Annotated in this window: 14 protein-coding genes and 1 tRNA gene; 7 read left to right on the top strand and 8 right to left on the bottom strand. The window is 72.6% G+C overall.

The features are described from left to right. Positions 1 to 260: 260 nt before the first annotated feature. Positions 261 to 452 carry a hypothetical protein gene (locus tag J2W21_RS19180; RefSeq protein ID WP_307116111.1) on the top strand — a complete coding sequence of 64 codons (192 nt, stop codon included), beginning with the start codon at positions 261 to 263 and terminating at the stop codon, positions 450 to 452. 148 nt (positions 453 to 600) lie between these two features. After that, on the top strand, positions 601 to 1,071 hold the full coding sequence (locus J2W21_RS19175) for a hypothetical protein (protein ID WP_307116110.1): 471 nt from the start codon (positions 601 to 603) through the stop codon (positions 1,069 to 1,071). Between the two features lie 207 nt (positions 1,072 to 1,278). On the opposite strand, the gene aceE is transcribed toward J2W21_RS19175, so the two are convergent. Beyond that, a complete protein-coding gene (aceE, locus tag J2W21_RS19170) occupies positions 1,279 to 4,032 on the bottom strand; it encodes a pyruvate dehydrogenase (acetyl-transferring), homodimeric type (RefSeq protein ID WP_307116109.1) in 2,754 nt (917 codons plus the stop codon). A gap of 177 nt (positions 4,033 to 4,209) precedes the next feature. On the opposite strand from aceE, the gene J2W21_RS19165 reads away from it, so the two are divergent. Next, positions 4,210 to 4,968, top strand: coding sequence for an SDR family oxidoreductase (locus J2W21_RS19165; protein ID WP_307116108.1), 759 nt, complete (start codon positions 4,210 to 4,212; stop codon positions 4,966 to 4,968). Here J2W21_RS19165 and J2W21_RS19160 read toward each other — a convergent pair whose 3' ends face one another. Next, on the bottom strand, positions 4,969 to 5,406 hold the full coding sequence (locus J2W21_RS19160) for a sterol carrier family protein (RefSeq protein WP_307116107.1): 438 nt from the start codon (positions 5,404 to 5,406) through the stop codon (positions 4,969 to 4,971). Between the two features lie 13 nt (positions 5,407 to 5,419). Further along, positions 5,420 to 6,427: an asparaginase gene (locus J2W21_RS19155; RefSeq protein ID WP_307116106.1), complete on the bottom strand. Its 1,008-nt coding sequence runs from the start codon at positions 6,425 to 6,427 to the stop codon at positions 5,420 to 5,422. 82 nt (positions 6,428 to 6,509) lie between these two features. Between J2W21_RS19155 and purD the strand changes: the two genes are divergently transcribed. Both purD and J2W21_RS19145 read left to right on the top strand, forming a co-directional pair. Further along, the gene (gene purD, locus J2W21_RS19150; RefSeq protein ID WP_307116105.1) at positions 6,510 to 7,820 is read left to right on the top strand and encodes a phosphoribosylamine--glycine ligase; all 1,311 of its coding nucleotides are present in this window, start codon (positions 6,510 to 6,512) and stop codon (positions 7,818 to 7,820) included. After that, complete coding sequence (locus J2W21_RS19145; protein ID WP_307116104.1) at positions 7,817 to 8,743, top strand: phosphoribosylaminoimidazolesuccinocarboxamide synthase; 927 nt, start codon at positions 7,817 to 7,819, stop codon at positions 8,741 to 8,743. Before purD ends, J2W21_RS19145 begins: the two co-directional genes overlap by 4 nt. Here the strand turns inward: J2W21_RS19145 and J2W21_RS19140 are convergent. Continuing rightward, complete coding sequence (locus tag J2W21_RS19140) at positions 8,736 to 10,031, bottom strand: helix-turn-helix domain-containing protein (RefSeq protein ID WP_307116103.1); 1,296 nt, start codon at positions 10,029 to 10,031, stop codon at positions 8,736 to 8,738. The two genes, J2W21_RS19145 and J2W21_RS19140, sit on opposite strands and share 8 nt — an antisense overlap. A 210-nt stretch (positions 10,032 to 10,241) precedes the next feature. Here J2W21_RS19140 and J2W21_RS19135 point away from each other — a divergent pair, with 210 nt between their 5' ends. Continuing rightward, positions 10,242 to 10,478 (top strand): hypothetical protein, encoded by a 237-nt coding sequence (locus J2W21_RS19135; protein ID WP_307116102.1) that lies wholly within the window; start codon positions 10,242 to 10,244, stop codon positions 10,476 to 10,478. A gap of 183 nt (positions 10,479 to 10,661) precedes the next feature. After that, entirely contained in the window at positions 10,662 to 13,394 is a 2,733-nt protein-coding gene (locus J2W21_RS19130; protein WP_307116101.1) for a cation-translocating P-type ATPase, read from the top strand. A 71-nt stretch (positions 13,395 to 13,465) separates the two neighbouring features. Here J2W21_RS19130 and J2W21_RS19125 read toward each other — a convergent pair. The 4 genes from J2W21_RS19125 to J2W21_RS19110 all read right to left on the bottom strand — a co-directional run bounded on the left by J2W21_RS19125 (position 13,466) and on the right by J2W21_RS19110 (position 18,386). Next, positions 13,466 to 13,542 (bottom strand) — tRNA-Pro (locus J2W21_RS19125). 98 nt (positions 13,543 to 13,640) lie between these two features. Continuing rightward, the gene (locus tag J2W21_RS19120) at positions 13,641 to 15,497 is read right to left on the bottom strand and encodes an ABC transporter ATP-binding protein (protein WP_307116100.1); all 1,857 of its coding nucleotides are present in this window, start codon (positions 15,495 to 15,497) and stop codon (positions 13,641 to 13,643) included. Next, the gene (locus tag J2W21_RS19115; RefSeq protein ID WP_307116099.1) at positions 15,494 to 17,398 is read right to left on the bottom strand and encodes an ABC transporter ATP-binding protein; all 1,905 of its coding nucleotides are present in this window, start codon (positions 17,396 to 17,398) and stop codon (positions 15,494 to 15,496) included. Before J2W21_RS19115 ends, J2W21_RS19120 begins: the two co-directional genes overlap by 4 nt. Positions 17,399 to 17,447: 49 nt before the next feature. Further along, positions 17,448 to 18,386 carry a metallophosphoesterase gene (locus J2W21_RS19110; protein WP_307116115.1) on the bottom strand — a complete coding sequence of 313 codons (939 nt, stop codon included), beginning with the start codon at positions 18,384 to 18,386 and terminating at the stop codon, positions 17,448 to 17,450. Positions 18,387 to 18,421: the final 35 nt, after the last annotated feature.

The raw sequence follows: 18,421 nt of genomic DNA, 5'->3' as shown, positions 1-18,421 counted from the left end.
CAGGCGGGCGCCGGCGCCCCCCCCCGCCCCGCCGCCCCCCCCCCCCCCCCCCCCGGGGGGGGGGGGGGGGCGCCCCCCCCCCCCCCCCGCTTCGTCGTCTTCTTGCCCGAAACCCTTGACCGCGCTTCTGGTATCCCAGTAGAATTCCATATATCAATAAAGTTCTTCCGCAAAGTGGAAACATCCGCGCACTGCGGAGCCAGCCACGAGGAGGAGCTGCGAGTATGACCGCCGACCATGAGCCCGGAAAGGGGAGAGAGATGTCCACCAGCACGACCGTCGCGCGTCCATCTGCCACGGAGGCATCCCGCCTCAGCCAGCCGGCCGCCGAGCGCTACATCCCGAAGGTCACGCACATCGACCCGGACCTCGCCCTCCGGCCCGCCCCGGACGGCGAGCGCCGCGGCTGGGCCGCCCGCGTGCCCGTCCTGAACTGGTTCGTGGGGCGCTGACCTCCGGCCCCCAGGGGCTCCTCCGGCCCCCCCGCACCGCATCGGCGCAACGGCCCCGCTCCCTCCGTGGGAGCGGGGCCGTTGCCGTCGCCGGCCGCAGGGCCGAAAGCCTCTCGCGCGGCGCGGCGGAGGGCGGTGTGATGGGGCCATGGAACGGGCCGAGCGGAGGCGTACGGGGCGCGAGGGCGCCGTCCCGTCGATCATCGTGATCGGCGTCCTGCTCTACGCCGCCAACGTCTGGCCGGGCTGGTGGTCCGTGCCGTTCGTGACCCCGCAGGCCTCGGAGGCCATCGGGGCGGTCAATGCCGCCTGGATCGCGGGGCTCGTCGCCAACGCCGTCTATCTGGTGGCCGGCACGCCGGCCCTCCGCGCGGTCGGGGAGATCGTGGTGCTCATCTTCGGGATTGTGGCCACGGTCAGGGTCTGGGAGGTGTTCCCGTTCGCGTTCCCCGCAGGTCCGCCCGACTGGGCCCTCCTCGTGCGCGTCCTGCTCGTGGTGGGCATCGTTGGCGCCCTGATCGGGATCCTCGCCCAGCTGGTCGCCTTCGTGCGTGCGCTCATGCAGCTCGGCCGCAGGCCCGGGCCCGGGCGGCAGGCGGGTCCGCGCTGGCATGTCTGAGGAGCGCGCTGCCCGGCCGACGGCAGCAGCGGCCGCCCGCCCGGGCGGCCGCGGAGACGGCGGCGGCCCTCCCGTTGCGCGAGGAGGGCCGCCAAGTGGCGGCCACTGTGGATCGGCCGCCGGCCCCCGCACCGTCCAACCAGGCCCCAGGGGGCGGTGCGGGGGCAGCCTGTGGGCCGGCGCTCGCCAGCCTGCTGCGGGGAGGGCCTAGCTCTCGCCCCCTGCGTTCCCGGTCGTGCCCGCCGTCACGTCGAGCAGCCGGTACCGCTCGAACGCCTGGCGCGGCGCGTCCGCGTCGACCTCGCCGCGGCGGGCGAGCATCTGCAGGGCCCGCACCACGACGGAGTGCGCGTCGATCTTGAAGAACCGCCGCGCGGCCGCCCGGGTGTCCGAGAAGCCGAAGCCGTCGGCGCCGAGCACGGCGTAGTCGCCGGGGACGAACTGGCGGATCTGGTCCGGGACGGACTTGTTGTAGTCCGTGACGGCCACAACGGGTCCGGACGTGTCGGCGAGCTGCCGGGTCACGAACGGCGTGGGCGCCTCGAGCTCTGGGTGCAGGAACGCCTGCTCCTCGGCGGCGAGGCCCTCGCGGCGCAGCTCGCTCCAGCTCGTCACGCTCCACACGTCGGCGGCCACGCCCCAGTCGTCGGCGAGGATCCGCTGCGCCTCGAGCGCCCACGGCACCGCGACGCCCGAGGCGAGCAGCTGCGTGCGGGGAGCGTCGGCGGCGAGGCCGGACGCGGCGTCGGACGCCAGGCGGTACATGCCCTTCAGCAGCGCATCGACGTCGAGGTCCTCCGGCTCGGCCGGCTGGACGATCGGCTCGTTGTAGACCGTGAGGTAGTACATGACGTTCGGGTCGGCGTGCTCGCCGCCGTACATCCGCTCGAGTCCCGCGCGCACGATGTGCCCGATCTCGTACCCGTAGGCGGGGTCGTAGGTGACGACGGCCGGGTTGGTCGCCGCGAGGAGGGGAGAGTGCCCGTCGGCGTGCTGGAGGCCCTCGCCCGTGAGCGTGGTGCGGCCGGCGGTGGCGCCGATGATGAACCCGCGCGTCATCTGGTCCGCCGCGGCCCAGAAGGCGTCGCCGGTGCGCTGGAAGCCGAACATCGAGTAGAAGACGTAGACCGGCACGAGCGGCTCGCCGTGGGTGGCGTAGGCGGTGCCCGCCGCGGTGAACGCGGCGACGGCGCCGGCCTCGTTGATGCCCGGGTGGATGAGCTGCCCGGCCGGGGACTCCTTGTAGGCCAGGACGAGGTCGCGGTCCACCGAGAGGTAGTTCTGCCCCTTGGGGTTGTAGATCTTCGCGGTGGGGAAGAACGCGTCCATGCCGAAGGTCCGGCTCTCATCCGGGACGATCGGGACGATCCGCTGGCCGAAGTCCGCGTCCCGCATGATGTCCTTGAGCAGGCGCACGAAGGACATCGTGGTGGCCGCCTGCTGCTTGCCGGAGCCGCGCTTGGCGATCGCATACGCCTTCTCGGAGGGAAGGGCGACGGCGCGGTGCTCCTTGCGCCGCTCGGGCACCGAGCCGCCGAGCTCGGCACGCCGGGCGAGGAGGTAGCGGATCTCCGGCGAGTCCTGGCCGGGGTGGTAGTAGGGCGGCTCGTACGGATTGGCCTCGAGCTGCTCGTCCGAGATCGGGATGCGCAGCAGGTCGCGGAAGTCCTTGAGGTCTCCCAGCGTCATCTTCTTCATCTGGTGGGTCGCGTTGCGGCCCTCGAAGTGCGCGCCTAGGCCATAGCCCTTGACCGTCTTGGCCAGGATCACCGTGGGCTTGCCCTTGAACTCGGTGGCAGCCTTGTAGGCCGCATAGACCTTGTGGTAATCGTGGCCGCCGCGCTTGAGGTTCCAGATCTGCTCGTCCGTGAGGTCGGCCACGAGCTCCTTGGTCTCGGGGGTCCGGCCGAAGAAGTGGTCGCGGACGAAGGCGCCGTTCTCGGCCTTGAAGGTCTGGTAGTCGCCGTCCGGGGTCTCGTTCATGAGCTTCACGAGGTTCCCCTCGGTGTCCTTCGACAGCAGCGAGTCCCACTCGCGGCCCCAGATGACCTTGATGACGTTCCAGCCGGCGCCGCGGAAGAACGCCTCGAGCTCCTGCATGACCTTGCCGTTGCCGCGCACGGGCCCGTCGAGGCGCTGGAGGTTGCAGTTGACCACGAACGTGAGGTTGTCCAGGTTCTCGTTCGCGGCGAGCTGGAGCAGGCCGCGGGACTCGGGCTCGTCCATCTCCCCGTCGCCGAGGAACGCCCACACGTGCTGGTCCGAGGTGTCCTTGATGCCCCGGTTGTGGAGGTACCGGTTCGACTGTGCCTGGTAGATGGCGTTCATGGGGCCGATGCCCATGGACACGGTCGGGAACTCCCAGAACTCCGGCATCATGCGCGGGTGCGGGTAGGAGGAGAGCGCATGGCCCTCCTTGGACTTCTCCTGGCGGAACCCGTCGAGGTCCTCCTCGGCGAGGCGGCCCTCCATGAAGGCCCGGGCGTACATGCCGGGGGAGGCGTGGCCCTGGAAGAAGACCTGGTCGCCGCCGCCGGGGTGGTCCTTACCGCGGAAGAAGTGGTTGAAGCCGACCTCGTACAGGGTGGCCGCGCCGGCGTAGGTGGAGATGTGGCCGCCGACCCCGATGCCGGGGCGCTGGGCCCGGTGGACCATGATCGCGGCGTTCCAGCGCATGTACGCGCGGTAGCGGCGCTCGACCTCCTCGTCGCCCGGGTACTCGGGCTCCTGGTCGGCCGGAATCGAGTTGATGTAGTCCGTGGTGTGGACCATGGGCACGCCGACGCTCTGCGCGCCCGCCCGCTGCAGGATGTTCTTGACCATGAACTGGGCCCGTTCGGTGCCCCGCTCTGCCACGAGCGAGTCGAAGGACTCGATCCACTCGGCGGTCTCCTCCGGGTCGCGGTCCACGGCGGCCCCGGCGCCGCCGAGGAACTGCTGGGTAGGCTCTGACGTGAGCACGGCCAACCTCCTTCTGCGCGCGTTGGTGCCGCGCGTCGAGCGTCGGCGGGGGCGTCCCCCGCCGCTCCTCCGCCCGATGGCTATATTCCATATAGCGGAAGAGAAATACTGTAATGTGAAACTAGCGTGGCGCGTGGACGTGATCCGCGTCAAGTCCGTGACGGAATGGAGGCAGCAATGAGCAAGCGTCAGGACCCCGGCGTGGCCGTGGTGACCGGTGCCGGCAGTGGGATCGGCCGGGCCGTGGCCCGCCGGCTGCTCGCCGACGGCTGGAGCGTGGCCCTGGCGGGCCGGCGGGGCGCCCAGCTCGAGGAGACGGCGGGGGAGGCCGCAGGCTCCCTCGTGGTGCCGTGCGATGTGACCGTGCCGGCCGACGTCGAGCGGCTCTTCGCGGATACCGTGGGCGCGTTCGGGCGCGTGGACGTGCTGTTCAACAACGCCGGGACGTTCGGACCGTCGGGCGACGTCGGCGAGATCGACCCCGCTGGATGGGAGTCCACGGTCGCCGTGAACCTCACGGGGAGCTTCCTGTGCGCGGCCGCGGCGTTCCGGGCCATGAAGGCGCAGGAGCCGAGGGGCGGCAGGATCATCAACAACGGCTCGATCTCGGCGCACTCGCCGCGGCCGCGGTCCGTCGCCTACACGACGACCAAGCACGCCATCACGGGACTGACCAAGAGCATCGAGCTCGACGGGCGCCCCTGGGGAATCACGTGCGGGCAGATCGACATCGGCAACACGCGCACTGAGATCATGGAGACCCTGGGCGTCGGCGAGGGTGCCCTCCAGGCGGACGGCTCGCGCCGGGTCGAGCCCACGTTCGCCGTCGAGGAGGCCGCCGAGGCCGTGGCGTTCATGGCGTCCCTGCCGGCGGAGGCGAGCGTCGGCAGCCTGCTCATCACCGCCTCGGGCATGCCGTTCGTCGGCCGGGGCTAGCTAGGCGAGCGGCAGGAACTCGCTCAGGTCCGTCCTGATGCCGGAGGCGGTCAGGCGCCCGGAGGCGACGGCCCCCGGCCACGCGAGCGTGCCGGTGGCGAGGGCGAGCCACGTCTCGGCATCCGTCTCGACCACGTTCGGGGGCGTCCCGCGCGTGTGCCGGGGCCCCTCGACGCACTGCGCCACCCCGAACGGCGGCACGCGCACCTCGACCGAATTGCCGGGGGCCCGCTCCGCGAGCTCCTCCAGCAGGTAGCGCACGGCGGTGGCGGTCGTCTGCCGGTCCACCGCGCCGCGCACGACGCCGGCCTGGCCGCCTTCCGCCGGAACCTCGCCGGTGCCGGGGGCGCCGGCGCCGTCCTGGCCCCGGCGGGCGGCGAGCCAGGCAGCGACGGCAGCGCGGCCGGCGTCGTGCGCGATCCTGCGGCGGACAGCCATGGCGGTCCCTCCCTCAGTCCAGCAGCGCCGAGACGGCTCGCCCCAGCCGGATGCGGCCCACCTGCCGCCCGCCGCCGAGGACCGGGTCGACGACCCGCTCGAGGACGCGCGCCACCTCGGGCACGTCCACGGCGTCGGCCGCCGCGAGCATCGTCAGGCCCACGAGGGTCGTGGCGCGGACGTTGCCGTCGAGGACCTTCACGGCCGCCGTGGCGCCCTGCGGGGTGGCGAGCACGAGGAGGCCCTCGGCCCCGACCTTGGCGAGGATCCCCAGCTCCTCCATGACGATCGTGTTCTCCTTGTCGTGGCCCTGGACGGCCCACGGGTAGTCGAGCATCGAGGTGGCGATCGTCGCGGCACGGGCGTTGGCGCCGTGGTCCCCGGGTGACTTGGCGAGCCGCGAGTAGGCCTGGGCGAGCCCGCGCAGCGACAGGGCGGCCACCGGCGCGCCGCAGCCGTCGATCCCGAGGTGCGCGATCGGCTCCTCGGCGTACTCCTCGATGGTGGTCCGGACGCGCTGCTGGAGCGGGTGGTTGGGCTCGAGGTAGCTGCGCCGGTCCCAGCCGTTCTCGACGCACGCCCACAGGAAGGCCGCGTGCTTGCCGGAGCAGTTGTAGGCGAGCTTGCGCCGGCCCTGGCCCGAGCGGACCAGCCAGGCGCGCGCGTTCTCGTCGGCCGGCCACTCGGCCGGGCAGCCCAGGTCCGCCTCGCTCAGACCAGCGGCGTGGAGCATCCCCTCGACCACGTCCATGTGGTCCAGCGACCCGGTGTGGGACGCGCACGCGAGGGCAACCTGGGTGCCCCGCAGCGGCACGCCGGCCTGCATGGACGCGAGCGCCTGGAAGGGCTTGAGGGTGGAGCGGGCGAGCACCGGCGTGCGGATGTCCCCGAGTTCAGTCACCACGGAGCCGTCACCTGCCAGCACCACCGCCGAGCCGAGATGGCGGGACTCGATGAAGCCGCTGCGCTCGATCACGGCGAGCTCGACGGCGTCGTCCGCGGTGAAGGTTGCGTGGGCCATGGCCTCAGTCTAGGTGCGCGGACCCGGGTTGCCGGGGATCCCCGGGTGCGCCGCGCATGGGCTGGCCGATACCCTTGGGGGCGTGAAGGTTCTCGTGATCGGCCCCGGTGGCCGCGAACACGCCATCGTCCGCTCCCTCCTCGCCGATCCGGCCGTCTCCGAGGTGCACGCTGCGCCCGGCAATGCCGGAATCGCCCAGATCGTCCCGACACACCCCGTCAACGCGAACGACCCGGACGCCGTCACCGTCCTCGCGCGGGCCCTCGCGGTGGACCTCGTGGTGGTCGGCCCGGAGGCGCCGCTCGCGGCGGGCGTCTCGGACGCCGTCCGCGCCGCCGGGATCCCCGTGTTCGGGCCCAGCCGGGCCGCCGCCCAGCTCGAGGCGTCCAAGGCCTTCGCCAAGCAGGTCATGGCGGAGGCCGGCGTGCCCACGGCGATGGCCCGCGTCGCCGTCAACCCCGGGGAGGCTGCCGACGCGCTCGATGCGTTCGGCGCCCCCTACGTGGTCAAGGACGACGGCCTCGCCGCCGGCAAGGGCGTGGTCGTCACGGACGACCGCACCGCGGCGCTCGCCCACGCCCAGGCCTGCTTCGAGGCCGGCGGCACCGTGGTCATCGAGGAGTACCTCGACGGCCCCGAGGTCTCCCTCTTCGTCCTCTCCGACGGCCACACCGCCGTCCCGCTCGCTCCGGCCCAGGACTTCAAGCGCATCTTCGACGGCGACGAGGGCCCCAACACCGGCGGCATGGGCGCCTACAGCCCCCTCGAGTGGGCGCCCGCGGGGCTCGTCGACGAGGTCGTCGCGCGGGTCGCCCAGCCGACCATCGACGAGATGGCCAAGCGCGGCACCCCGTTCGTGGGCGTGCTCTACTGCGGCCTCGCGCTCACCTCGCGCGGCACCCGCGTCATCGAGTTCAACGCCCGGTTCGGCGACCCCGAGACGCAGGCGGTGCTCGCCCGGCTCAGGACGCCGCTCGGCGGCCTGCTCCTGGCTGCCGCGACCGGCCAGCTCGAGAGCGCGGGGGACCTGCGCTGGGCGCCCGAGGCCGCCGTCGCAGTCGTCCTCGCGTCGCACAACTACCCCGGGACGCCGCGCACCGGCGACCGCATCCGCGGGCTGAAGAAGGCAGAGAGGCTCGAGGGCGTCCACGTCCTGCATGCCGGGACAGCGCTCGATGCGGACGGCAAGGTGGTCTCCGCAGGCGGGCGCGTGCTCGCGGTCGTCGCCCTCGGCGAGGGGCTCGCGCAGGCGCGCGAGCGGGCCTACGAGGGAATGGGCCTCATCAGGCTCGAGGGCGGGCAGTACCGCCGCGACATCGCGGCCAAGGCAGCACGCGGGGACATCAGCGTGCCGGGAGTGCGCAACGGCGCCGGGACGGGAGCAGAGCAATGAGCATCGACAAGGCAGGGTACTCCACCGAGGTCCTCGAGCTGCCCGGCTGGCGGCACATCTACTCGGGCAAGGTCCGGGACCTGTACGAGCCGGTCGACGGTGCTGAGTCTGGTCCCGGGGACCGAGTGCTCGTCGTGGCCAGCGACCGCATCTCCGCCTACGACTACGTCCTCGCGAGCACCATCCCGGACAAGGGCCGGATCCTCACCCAGCTGAGCCTGTGGTGGTTCGAGCAGCTCAACGTGCCCAACCACGTGCTGGCCTCCACGGTCGACGACGGCGTCCCCGCCGAGGTCGCGGGCCGCGCCATGGTCTGCCGCAGGCTCGAGATGTACCCCGTCGAGTGCATCGCCCGCGGCTACCTCACCGGCTCCGGGCTGGCCGAGTACCGCGAGTCGGGCACGGTGTGCGCGATCCCGCTGCCCGCGGGGCTCGTGGACGGCTCGCGCCTTCCCGAGGCCGTCTTCACGCCCTCGGCCAAGGCCGAATTCGGCGAGCACGATGTGAACATCACGTATGAGGACGTCACGGGGATGGTCGGCGACGAGGCCGCGGCGCAGCTGCGGGACCTCACGCTCGAGATCTACCGCGAGGCTGAGCGGATCGCCCGCGAACGGGGGATCATCCTCGCGGACACGAAGGTCGAGTTCGGCGTGGACCCGACCACCGGGTACATCACCCTCGGCGACGAGGTGCTCACGCCGGACTCCTCGCGCTTCTGGGACGCTGCCACATGGGAGCCCGGGCAGGCCCAGCCCTCGTTCGACAAGCAGTTCGTCCGCGATTGGCTCACGTCCGCAGAGTCCGGCTGGGACCGTGCCTCGGGGCAGGAGCCGCCAGCCCTGCCCGACGAGGTTGTCAAGCGCACCCGCGACCGCTACGTCGAGGCGTACGAGCGGCTCACCGGCCGCACGTTCAGCTGACGCCGTCCTTCTGGGGGGCCTTGGCGCCGCCCGAGGCCTCCTTGGCGGCGCGCTGGGTGGCGAGCCGGATCTCGAGGATCGCGTCCATCACCTGCTGGACCTTGTCCGAGGCCCCCGCGTAGCTGAACTGCTCCCGCGCGTCGCCGAGGAGCTCGAGCGCCTCGTCGTTGCGGCCCAGCGCCTTGAGCGCGCGCCCGTACAGGAGGGCGACCTCGCCGGCGGTGTGGCGGCCGAGCACTCCCTTCTCGGCATGGATGGTGCGCAGGAGCTCGATGGCCTCCGGGATCTGGCCGTTGAGGTACAGCCACCGGGCGCGGATGAAGCTCACTTCGAGCTGCTCCGAGCGGGAGCCGCCCACGATGCTCAGGGCCAGCTCGGCGCGCTCGATCGCCGCGAGCGTCTCCGGCTCGATGATGCCGCCGGAGAGCCGCACCGCGGCCGAGGCCTTGTTGAAGCGGGCCCAGAGCTCGATGTCGTTGGCGGGGGAGAGGAGCTTGGCGGCCCGCTCGTGGTGCTTGACGCCCTCCGCGTAGTCGGCGCGCATGAACGCCACGTTGCCGATCACCCACTCGATCTCGCCGGCGAGCTGGCCCATCGACTCCTCGTCGATGAGGGTCTCGAGGATGCGGCACTGCTCCCAGGCCTCATCCAGCTTCCCGCTCTCCGCGAGCGCGCCGATGAGCGCGCGCAGGGCGCCGATGTAGATCGTGGATCCGGCGGGAAGCTGCGAGGCGAGCCGGACGGCCTCGCGCGCGTGCTCCACCGCGGTGCTGAGCTGGCCGAGCCCGTGGCACACCGCCGCCAGCATCTGGCGCGCGCGCACCGCGAGGCCGGCGGACTCGGCGACGATGGGGTGCTCGAGGAGGTGCTGGACGATCCGCTGGCACTCGGCGAGCTCGCCCTGCTTCATGAGGCACTCGGCCTGCATGTAGGTCATGTTCCACCACGCGCTGTTGTTCTTGCCGTCGAGGGCGAACTGCGCCGCTGTCGCGGCGTGCGTGGCCGCCTGCGCATAGTCGCGGAGGTCCCAGGCCTGCCGCGCGTAGAGCCCGGCGAGCACGTACTCGGCGTCGTTGGCGCTCACGGGCTGGCTCCAGGCCTCGAGGGCCTTCGGGGCGAGCTGGAGCCTGCGCGCGAGCTCCTGGATCACTTCCGCGGTGGGTTCTCGTCGCCCGGTCTCGAGCAGCGAGATGTAGCTGGGCGAGTAGAGGTCCTTGCCGAGTTCGGCCTGAGTGAGTCCGCGCTCCAGTCGCTCGGCACGCAGCTTCTCGCCGAATCCACTCCCCACGATGACCTCCTGGCCCGGCCCGGAACCTCGTGAACCGGAGCACGCTTGTCTTTAATATCCATCATGGGCCGTCAAGAGGGTGACGGTATTCCTTGACAGGCAATGTGGGAGATATTTTACTGGGAATGTCAATCATGACAAAGCACGCTCTGCCCCGTTAGACGCACCCTGTCCCGCCGACCCACGGGACTGAATACAAAGGACAAGCCCATGCTGAAGAAACTGATTGCGGCCCTCGCACTTGGCGGCGCGCTCGCGGTGTCCGGCGTTGCCGGGGCCCCAACCGCGATCGGCAACTGGCCCGATCCCATGAAGTCCACGGCCATCGGCAACTGGCCGGACCCGATGAAGTCCACGGCGATCGGCAACTGGCCCGATCCGATGAAGGCGCCGGTTGCCATCGGCAACTGGCCGGATCCGATGTCCGCCAAGGGCAGCAGCCTCTGACCCGACGCGGCGCAGCCGCCTCACGCTGACCCGGCCCGTCAGCCCAGTACATCTGTGGGGGAGTGCTGACGCCAGCAGGGAAGTGCCCCGGACCCCGGTCCGGGGCACTTCTGCGTCTGCGGGCCAGTTGCGCGGGCCCTCCTTCCCTTCCGCGGCGGCGGCCCGGTTCGGAAGAATGGCTCCGTGAGCGTCACCCCGCGCCTTCCCGCCGGGCCGCGGCGTCCGGGTGCGCCGGGCCCCGCCGCCCCCTCGGGGCTCACGGACGCAGAGGCCGCGGGACTGCGGGCCCGCTACGGCCCCAACAGCCTGCCGCGGGAGAGGGTGCGCCCCTGGTGGGTCCGGCTCGGCGCCGAGCTCGCGCACTTCTTCGCCCTCATGCTGTGGGCTGCCGCGGTGCTCGCCTTCATCGCGGGAATGCCGCAGCTCGGCTCGGCGATCGCCGCGGTGGTGGTCATCAACGGCGTCTTCGCCTTCGTCCAGGAAGCCCGCGCGGAGCGTGCCTCGGCGAAGCTGCGCGAGCTGCTGCCGAGCAACGTCCAGGTCCGGCGCGCCGGCAGGACTACGGTCGTCGGCGCCGTCGACCTCGTCCCCGGGGACATCGTCCTGCTCGCCGCCGGGGACCGGGTTCCCGCGGACCTCGAGATCCTGCACGCGTCCGCACTGTCCCTCGACGAGTCCATGCTCACGGGCGAGAGCATGCCGGTGGTCAGGGACCCGGGCACCGCCGCGACCGGGGGCACCTTCGTCGCGACGGGAGAAGCCGTCGGACGGGTCACCGCGACCGGGGTGTCCACGCGGCTGGCCGAGATCGCGCGCCTGACCACGCGGGCCGAGTCGCCGCCCAGCCCGCTCGACCTCGAGCTCAAGCGCGTCGTGAAGGTCATCGCGATCGTCTCCGTGACCGTCGGCGCGGTGTTCTTCGTGATCTCATTCCTCATCGGCAACCCCCTCGCAAGCGCCTTCCTGTTCGCCATCGGGGTCACCGTGGCCCTGGTCCCCGAGGGACTGCTGCCTACGGTCACGCTCTCCCTCGCCATGGGCGCCCAGCGCATGAGCCGGCGCCACGCGCTCGTGCGCAACCTCCAGGCTGTCGAGACGCTGGGCTCCACGACGTTCATCTGCACCGACAAGACCGGCACCATCACCCAGAACCGCATGAGCGCCGTCGAGGTGTGGACCCCGCTCGGCTCCGTCCGGCTCGAGGGACGCGGGTACGCGCCCGAGGCGGCGGTCACGGGTACCCCGCTCGCCGTCACGGCGGCCGCGCGCCTCGCCGCCGGCGCCCGGGCAGCCTCCCAGGGGGACATCGAGGAGCACGACGGCGAGTGGCGGGCCGTCGGCGATCCGATGGAGGGCGCGCTCGCGGCCCTCGACCGCAGGCTCGGCGGTGCGGCGGAAGGCCCGGAGGCGCTCGCTGGCTTCGCGTTCGACGAGGAGCGCAAGCGGCAGAGCGCGGTGCTCCCCGCCGGCGCCGGCGCGGGGGCGCGGGCGGAGCTGTGGGTCAAGGGGGCGCCCGAGACGCTCCTCGGCCTGTGCGTGGGCGACGGCTCCTCTGGGCCGGGGGCGGGCGGCGGCGAGGGGGCCGCATGGCTGGACGGGGCGCGCCGGATGCTGGGGGAGCTCGCGTCGCGCGGCCTGAGGGTGCTGGCGGTGGCGTCGCGCGAGCTGACCGCCGCCGAGGCCTCCGCCGCGGCGCAAGGGGAGGCGGACGCCGTCGTCCTCGAGCGGGAGCTCGTGCTGCGGGGCCTCGTCGGCCTGCACGACCCGCCCCGGCCCGCCGTTGCGGACGCGATCCGGCAGGCGCGCGAGGCCGGGATCCGGGTTGCGATGGTCACGGGGGACCACCCGGTGACGGCGGCGGCGATCGCCCGCGAGATAGGGCTGATCGGCCGCGGCACGGGGACCGAGGCCGTGCTCGAAGGGGCCGCGCTGCCGGAGGACCTCCAGGTTCTCGGCGCGCTGCTGGACCGGGACGGGGTGGTGATCTCGCGGGTCACCCCCGAGCAGAAGCTCCGCGTCGCGCACGCCCTGCAGGGGCGGGGCCACTGCGTCGCCATGACCGGCGACGGCGTCAACGACGGCCCCGCCCTCGAGGCCGCCGACATCGGGGTGGCCATGGGCCGCAGCGGCACCGATGTGGCGAGGAACGCGGCCGACCTCGTCCTGCTCGACGACGATTTCGCGACCATCATCGTGGCGGTGGAGCAGGGCCGGGCGACCTACGCGAACATCCGGCGGTTCCTGACCTACCACCTGACCGACAACGTGGCCGAGCTGACCCCGTTCGTGGTGTGGGCCCTGGCCGCCAGCCACTTCCCCCTGGCCCTCGGGGTGCTGCAGATCCTCTGCCTCGACATCGGCACCGACCTCCTGCCAGCGCTGGCGCTCGGCGGCGAGAACCCGAGCTCCGGGGTCCTCAAGCGGCCGCCGGAGCGGCGTCACCTCATGGACGCGAGCCTGCTGTTCCGGGTGTTCGCGGTGCTGGGCCCGGCCGAGGTCGTCTTCGAGATGGCTGCCTTCGCCGCCGTGCTCTGGGCTGCGGGCTGGCGGCCAGGCGGCCCGCTCCCCGACCCCGCGACGATCGCCGCGGCTTCCGGCGCGGCCTTCACCGCGGTGGTGCTCGGCCAGCTCGCCAATGCGTACGCGTGCCGCAGCGCGAGCCAGCCAGCCTGGAGGCTCGCGTGGGGGAAGAACCGCATGCTGCTCGGCGCGATCGCCGCCGAACTCGTGCTGCTCGCCGTCTTCCTCTTCGTGGGCCCGGTGGCCGCGCTGCTGGGCCAGGCGCCCCCGCCTCTCGAGGGCCTGGCCATCGCCGCACTTGCGATTCCGGGCGTGGTGGCGGGCGATGCGCTCCATAAGAGGCTCCGGCACCGGTGGGGCGCGGGCAGGACGTACCCGGTGCTGCCGCATCACTGATGTGCGCGCCGCTGCGCCTCGCCGCCCGGGGACGGCGAAGGCCCCACGGCGCATGCCGTGGGGCCTTCCTATGGTCGGGATGACAGGATTTGAACCTGCGACCTCTTCGTCCCGAACGAAGCGCGCTACCAAGCTGCGCTACATCCCGATCCGCTGCCCGGGTCTCCCCGGAGCAACTCATCCAGAGTACCCGATCAGGGGGCGAAGATGAAATCGGGGACGCCCTTCCTTCCCCTGCAGTGCAGCCTAGACGAGGGAGTCCCGCCATGCTCCGTGGAGGGCCGCGAACCGGCCTCCGCCGGCGAGGAGCTCGGCCGGGGAACCGTCCTCGACGATGCGCCCGCCGTCCACCACGAGCACCCGGTCCGCATTCTCCACCGTCGAGAGCCGGTGGGCAATGATCACGGCGGTCCGTCCCCCAGTCTGGCCGGGGCCCGAGCCGAGTAGCTTGGCGAGACCTGACTGCACGAGGCGCTCGGACGGGATGTCGAGAGAGCTCGTCGCCTCGTCCAGGATGAGCACGGAAGGATTCGCCAGCACCGCCCGCGCGAACGAGATGAGCTGGCGCTGCCCGGCGGAGACCCGGCCGCCGCGCTTGGTGACGTCTGTGTCGTAGCCGTCCGGCAGCGCCGCGATGAACTCGTGCGCGCCCACCGCGCGGGCCGCCGCCTCGATCTCCTCCCGGGAGGCGTCCGGGCGCCCGAGCGCGATGTTGTCCGCGACCGAGCCCGAGAACAGGTACGCCTCCTGCGTCACCATGACGACCGCCCGCCGCAGGTCCCGGGTCGAGAGCCGCCGGAGGTCCACGCCGTCGAGCGTCACCGCCCCGGAAGTCGGATCGTAGAACCGGGCCACCAGCTTGGCGATCGTGGACTTCCCCGCGCCGGTCGCGCCGACGAGAGCCACCGTCTGCCCCGCCGGGATCCGCAGGGTGAACTCTGGAAGGATCTCGGGCCCCGAGCCGTAGGAGAAGGAGACCGACTCGAACGCGACCGCCCCGCTGGCCTGCGGCAGCGGCACGGGCTCCCGCGGCGGGCGCACCGTGGGGACCTCCTCGAGCAGGCCGGAGACCTTCTCGAGGGCCGCCTGGGCGCTCTGGAACGAGTTGTAGAACATGGCCATCTGCTCGAGCGGGGAGAAGAACCGCTTGGTCGAGAGCACCACGGCGAGCAGGACGCCCACGGCCAGCCCGCCGTCGAGCACGCGGAACGCGGCCACGAGCAGGATCACGGCCACGGTGACGTTGCCGATGAGCACGAGGCCCGGCTGGAAGACACCGTTGAGCATCACCGAACGCTGGGTGGCGGCGGCGTAGTCGTCCGCGAGCCGGCCGTACTCGGCGCTGTTGGCGCGCTCCTTCCGGAACGCCTTGACCGCGCGGATGCCCGTCATGGTCTCGACGAAGTGCACGATCAGCCGCGCCGAGACCACGCGGGAGGCACGGTAGGCCCGCTGCGAGCGGACCTGGTACCAGCGGGCGAGGAACAGCATGGGGACCGCGGCGGCGAGCATGATGAGCCCCGAGGGCCAGTCGAGCGCGAAGACCGTGATCGCGGTGAAGGCCATGAACAGCAGGCCGGAGGCGAGCGAGCTGATGCCCGAGTCGAGCAGCTCGCGCAGCGCCTCGAGGTCCGAGGTCTGCCGCGAGATGATGCGCCCGGACGTGTAGGTCTCGTGGAAGTCCAGGCTCAGCCGCTGGGTGTGCCGGAAGACCCACACGCGCAGGTCCAGGAGCATGGCCTGGCTCAGCTTCGCGGTCGAGGTGACGTAGCCGGCGGTGAGCATGCCGGTGACGAGGGCCGCCGCGACGTACCCCGCCCCGGCGAGCCACATCTGCCCGGGGTCGCCGGAGACGAGGGCGGGCAGCGCGCGGTCGATCCCGAACGCGATGATCGCCGGGCCCGCCGCGCGGGACGCCTGGGAGACGACGACCATCGCGAGGGTCGCCCACAGCCGCCCGCGGACGGGCCGCACGAGGTCCCGCAGGAGCCTGAGCGAACGACGGCGGACGGCGCGGCTCGCCTCGCGCGTGAGGTCCACCGCGTCCTCGCCGCGGGTGCCCTGCCCGCCCTGCGGCAGCGGGCCGGTGTGGGTGCGGCTCATCGGGCCTCGGCCTCCTCGGAGAGGACGGTGTCCAGGTCGGGTTCCTCGTCCCTGTCCAGATCCCTCGGCCCCTCGGGCAGGCTCGCGATCACCCAGCGGTAGTGGTCGCTGCGGGCGAGGAGCTCGGCGTGGGTGCCCACGTCCTCGACCACACCGTGGCGCAGGAGCGCCACCCGGTCCGCGAGGGCCACGGTCGAGGGGCGGTGGGCCACAATGAGCGTGGTCGTGTGGGCGAGCGCCTCGCGCAGGCCCTCCGACACACGCTCCTCCGTGGCGACATCCAGGGCCGAGAGCGGATCGTCGAGGACCAGCACGGACGGCTGCGCCGCGATGGCGCGGGCCAGGGCGATCCGCTGGCGCTGGCCCCCCGAGAGGCTCAGGCCCTCCTCGCCGATCCGGGTGTCGAGGCCCTCGGGGAGCGAGTACGCGAACTGGGCCTGGGCGACCTCGAGGGCCTCGGCCACCACGGCGTCCGCTTCCGGGCCCGCCTGGGCAGGCGCGCCGAGCAGCACGTTCTCCCGCACCGAGGAGGAGAACAGGATCGTGTCCTCGAACGCGACGGCGACGCGCCGGCGCAGCTCGGCCAGCGGGAGGTCCCGGACGTCCACGCCGTCGACCTCCACCGCGCCGCCGCCCACGTCGTAGAGCCGCGGCACGAGCTGGAGCAGCGTGCTCTTGCCCGAGCCCGTCGCCCCGACGAGGGCCATGGTCTCCCCGGGCCGCACCCGCAGGTCCACTCCGCTGAGGACCTCCGACGGCTGGCCGGCGGCGCGCGGCGGGCGGCCGGCGTCGTGCGCGTCGGGAGCGCCGTAGGAGAAGCGGACGCCGCGGAAGGCCAGCTCCCCGCGCGGGGTGCCGATGTGGCGCGGGTGCTCCGGGTCGGCCACCGTGTTCGTGGCGTCCATGACCTCGAAGTGCCGGTCCACGGCGGTCTTCGCGGTGAGCGCCATGCCCACGAGCATCCCGCTGGCCTCGACCGGCTGCGCGACCGCGGCGGCGGTCGCGAAGAAGGCAGCGAGCGAGCCGATGCTCAGGTGCCCCGTGGCGGCGAGCCAGATGCCGGTGACGAGGCCGGTGCCGAGCGCGAGTTCGGGCAGCAGGGTCACGACGAGGCTGAACAGCGCCTGGTGCCGAGCCTTCGCGACCTCCGTCTCGCGCAGGTGCCGGGCCTGCTCGGCGAAGCCCTCGAGGGCCTCATGGGCGCGGCCGAAGGCCTTGAGGACACGGATACCGTGCACCGATTCCTCGACCGCGGTCGCGAGGTCCCCGGCCTGGTCCTGGCTGCGCCGGGTGGCGAGCGAGAAGCGGCGGCGGAAGATCGCCCCGTACACCATGATCGGCACGGCCGCCGCGAGGAAGATCAGCGCAAGCTGCCACGAGAGCGTGAACAGCAGGACCACGCCCAGGGCGACGGTGCTGATCGAGACCACGAGGAAGATCGCGCCGAAGGCGAGCCACCGCCGCAGGAACCCCAGGTCCGCGACGGAGCGCGAGAGCAGCTGCCCGGAGCCCCACCGGTCGTGGAACGAGACCGGCAGGTCCTGGAGGTGGTCGTACATCGAGGTGCGCATCTGCCGCTCGAGCGTGATGCTCGGCTCGATCACCAGGACGCGCCGGAGGTAGATCATCGTCGCCTCGAGCACGCCGAGGAGGAGCACGACGCCGGCCGCTCCCCACACAGCCGGAGGCTGGGTCCCGCTGCGGAGCAGCTCGTCGATGACGAGCCGCAGCACCTGCGGGACGGCCAGGGCGAGCGCGGACGCGGCCAGGGCCACGACCATGCCCATCACGAGGCGCGGCACGATGGGGCGGACGATCGGTCCGAGGCGCGCGATGGAGGCCCAGTACGGGCTCTGCTGCGGGGTCGGTGCCGGGGGGTCAACTGAGGCGCGCTGTGGCATGCCGGGGCTCACACACCTGGGTAGGAAGTAGTTAGCTGTGGCAACTACCCTACGCCGGGCGGGCGGTGAGCGTGAGCAGGACCGCCTCGGGACGGCACGCGATCCGTACCGGGGCGAAACGCGAGGTGCCGATCCCGCCCGAGACGTTCAGGGGGACCGAACGGCCGTCCTGCTCCCAGAGGGTGAGGCCCTTGGCGCGCCAGGTCGGCAGGTCGCAGTTGGAGACGAGGGCGCCGTAGCCGGGGAGGCAGATCTGGCCGCCGTGCGTGTGGCCGGCCAGGATGAGCTCGGCCCCAGCATCGGTGAAGTGGTCCAGCACCCGCTGGTAGGGGGCGTGGATGACGGCCACCCTGAGCGAGGGGCCTTCCGAAGGACCGGGCACAGGCACTGGCCACCCCGCGTAGCGCTCGCGCCGCAGGTGCGGATCGTCCACGCCGGAGAAGTCGAGCCGGACGCCGGCCACGCTCATGGACTGCGCCCGGTTCGTCAGGTCGAGCCAGCCTGCGGCCCCGAACGCCGTGAAGAGGCTGCGCCAGTCCAGCTCGATGCGGCGGGGGAGCGGCTTCCGGTTCGACGGCCCGAGAAGGTAGGCCGCCGGGTTCTTCGCGACCGGCGCGTAGTAGTCGTTGGACCCGGGCACGAACACCCCGGGGAACCGCAGGAGCGGCTTGAGCGCCGTGACGAGCGGCAGGACCGCGTCGGGGTGGCTCAGGTTGTCACCGGTGTTCACCACGAGGTCGGGCTCGAGGTCGGCCAGCCCCGCGAGCCAGCGGACCTTCGCCGTCTGGCCCGGCACGAAGTGGATGTCGCTCAGGTGGAGGACCCGGAGCGGCCCCGAACCGGGCGGAAGGGCGGCCACGGTCTCCTCACGGAGCGTGAACTGGTCCTTCTCCCACCACCCGTATGCCGCGGCGGCGGCGCCCGCGCTCAGGCCGAGCCCGGCGAGGAGGGCAGCCCGCCGCGCGGCAAGGGCCACGGCGGCGCCCACCCGGCCCCGGGCGTGCGCCGCGGCGGTGTCTGCTG

Origin of the sequence: Sinomonas atrocyanea (assembly GCF_030811715.1) — a bacterium.
In the GTDB taxonomy this organism is placed as follows: Bacteria; Actinomycetota; Actinomycetes; order Actinomycetales; family Micrococcaceae; genus Sinomonas; species Sinomonas atrocyanea_A.
Note: the sequence above shows the minus strand (reverse complement) of the source record. Positions and strands in the feature narration are given on the sequence as shown.

What these genes read in the sequence shown, in the direction of transcription:
- J2W21_RS19145 (WP_307116104.1), top strand. Translation starts at nt 7,817, where the DNA reads ATGAGCATCGACAAGGCAGGGTACTCCACCGAGGTCCTCGAGCTGCCC.
- J2W21_RS19120 (WP_307116100.1), bottom strand. Translation starts at nt 15,497, where the DNA reads ATGAGCCGCACCCACACCGGCCCGCTGCCGCAGGGCGGGCAGGGCACC.
- J2W21_RS19155 (WP_307116106.1), bottom strand. Translation starts at nt 6,427, where the DNA reads ATGGCCCACGCAACCTTCACCGCGGACGACGCCGTCGAGCTCGCCGTG.
- J2W21_RS19165 (WP_307116108.1), top strand. Translation starts at nt 4,210, where the DNA reads ATGAGCAAGCGTCAGGACCCCGGCGTGGCCGTGGTGACCGGTGCCGGC.
- J2W21_RS19175 (WP_307116110.1), top strand. Translation starts at nt 601, where the DNA reads ATGGAACGGGCCGAGCGGAGGCGTACGGGGCGCGAGGGCGCCGTCCCG.
- J2W21_RS19180 (WP_307116111.1), top strand. Translation starts at nt 261, where the DNA reads ATGTCCACCAGCACGACCGTCGCGCGTCCATCTGCCACGGAGGCATCC.
- J2W21_RS19115 (WP_307116099.1), bottom strand. Translation starts at nt 17,398, where the DNA reads ATGCCACAGCGCGCCTCAGTTGACCCCCCGGCACCGACCCCGCAGCAG.
- J2W21_RS19135 (WP_307116102.1), top strand. Translation starts at nt 10,242, where the DNA reads ATGCTGAAGAAACTGATTGCGGCCCTCGCACTTGGCGGCGCGCTCGCG.
- J2W21_RS19160 (WP_307116107.1), bottom strand. Translation starts at nt 5,406, where the DNA reads ATGGCTGTCCGCCGCAGGATCGCGCACGACGCCGGCCGCGCTGCCGTC.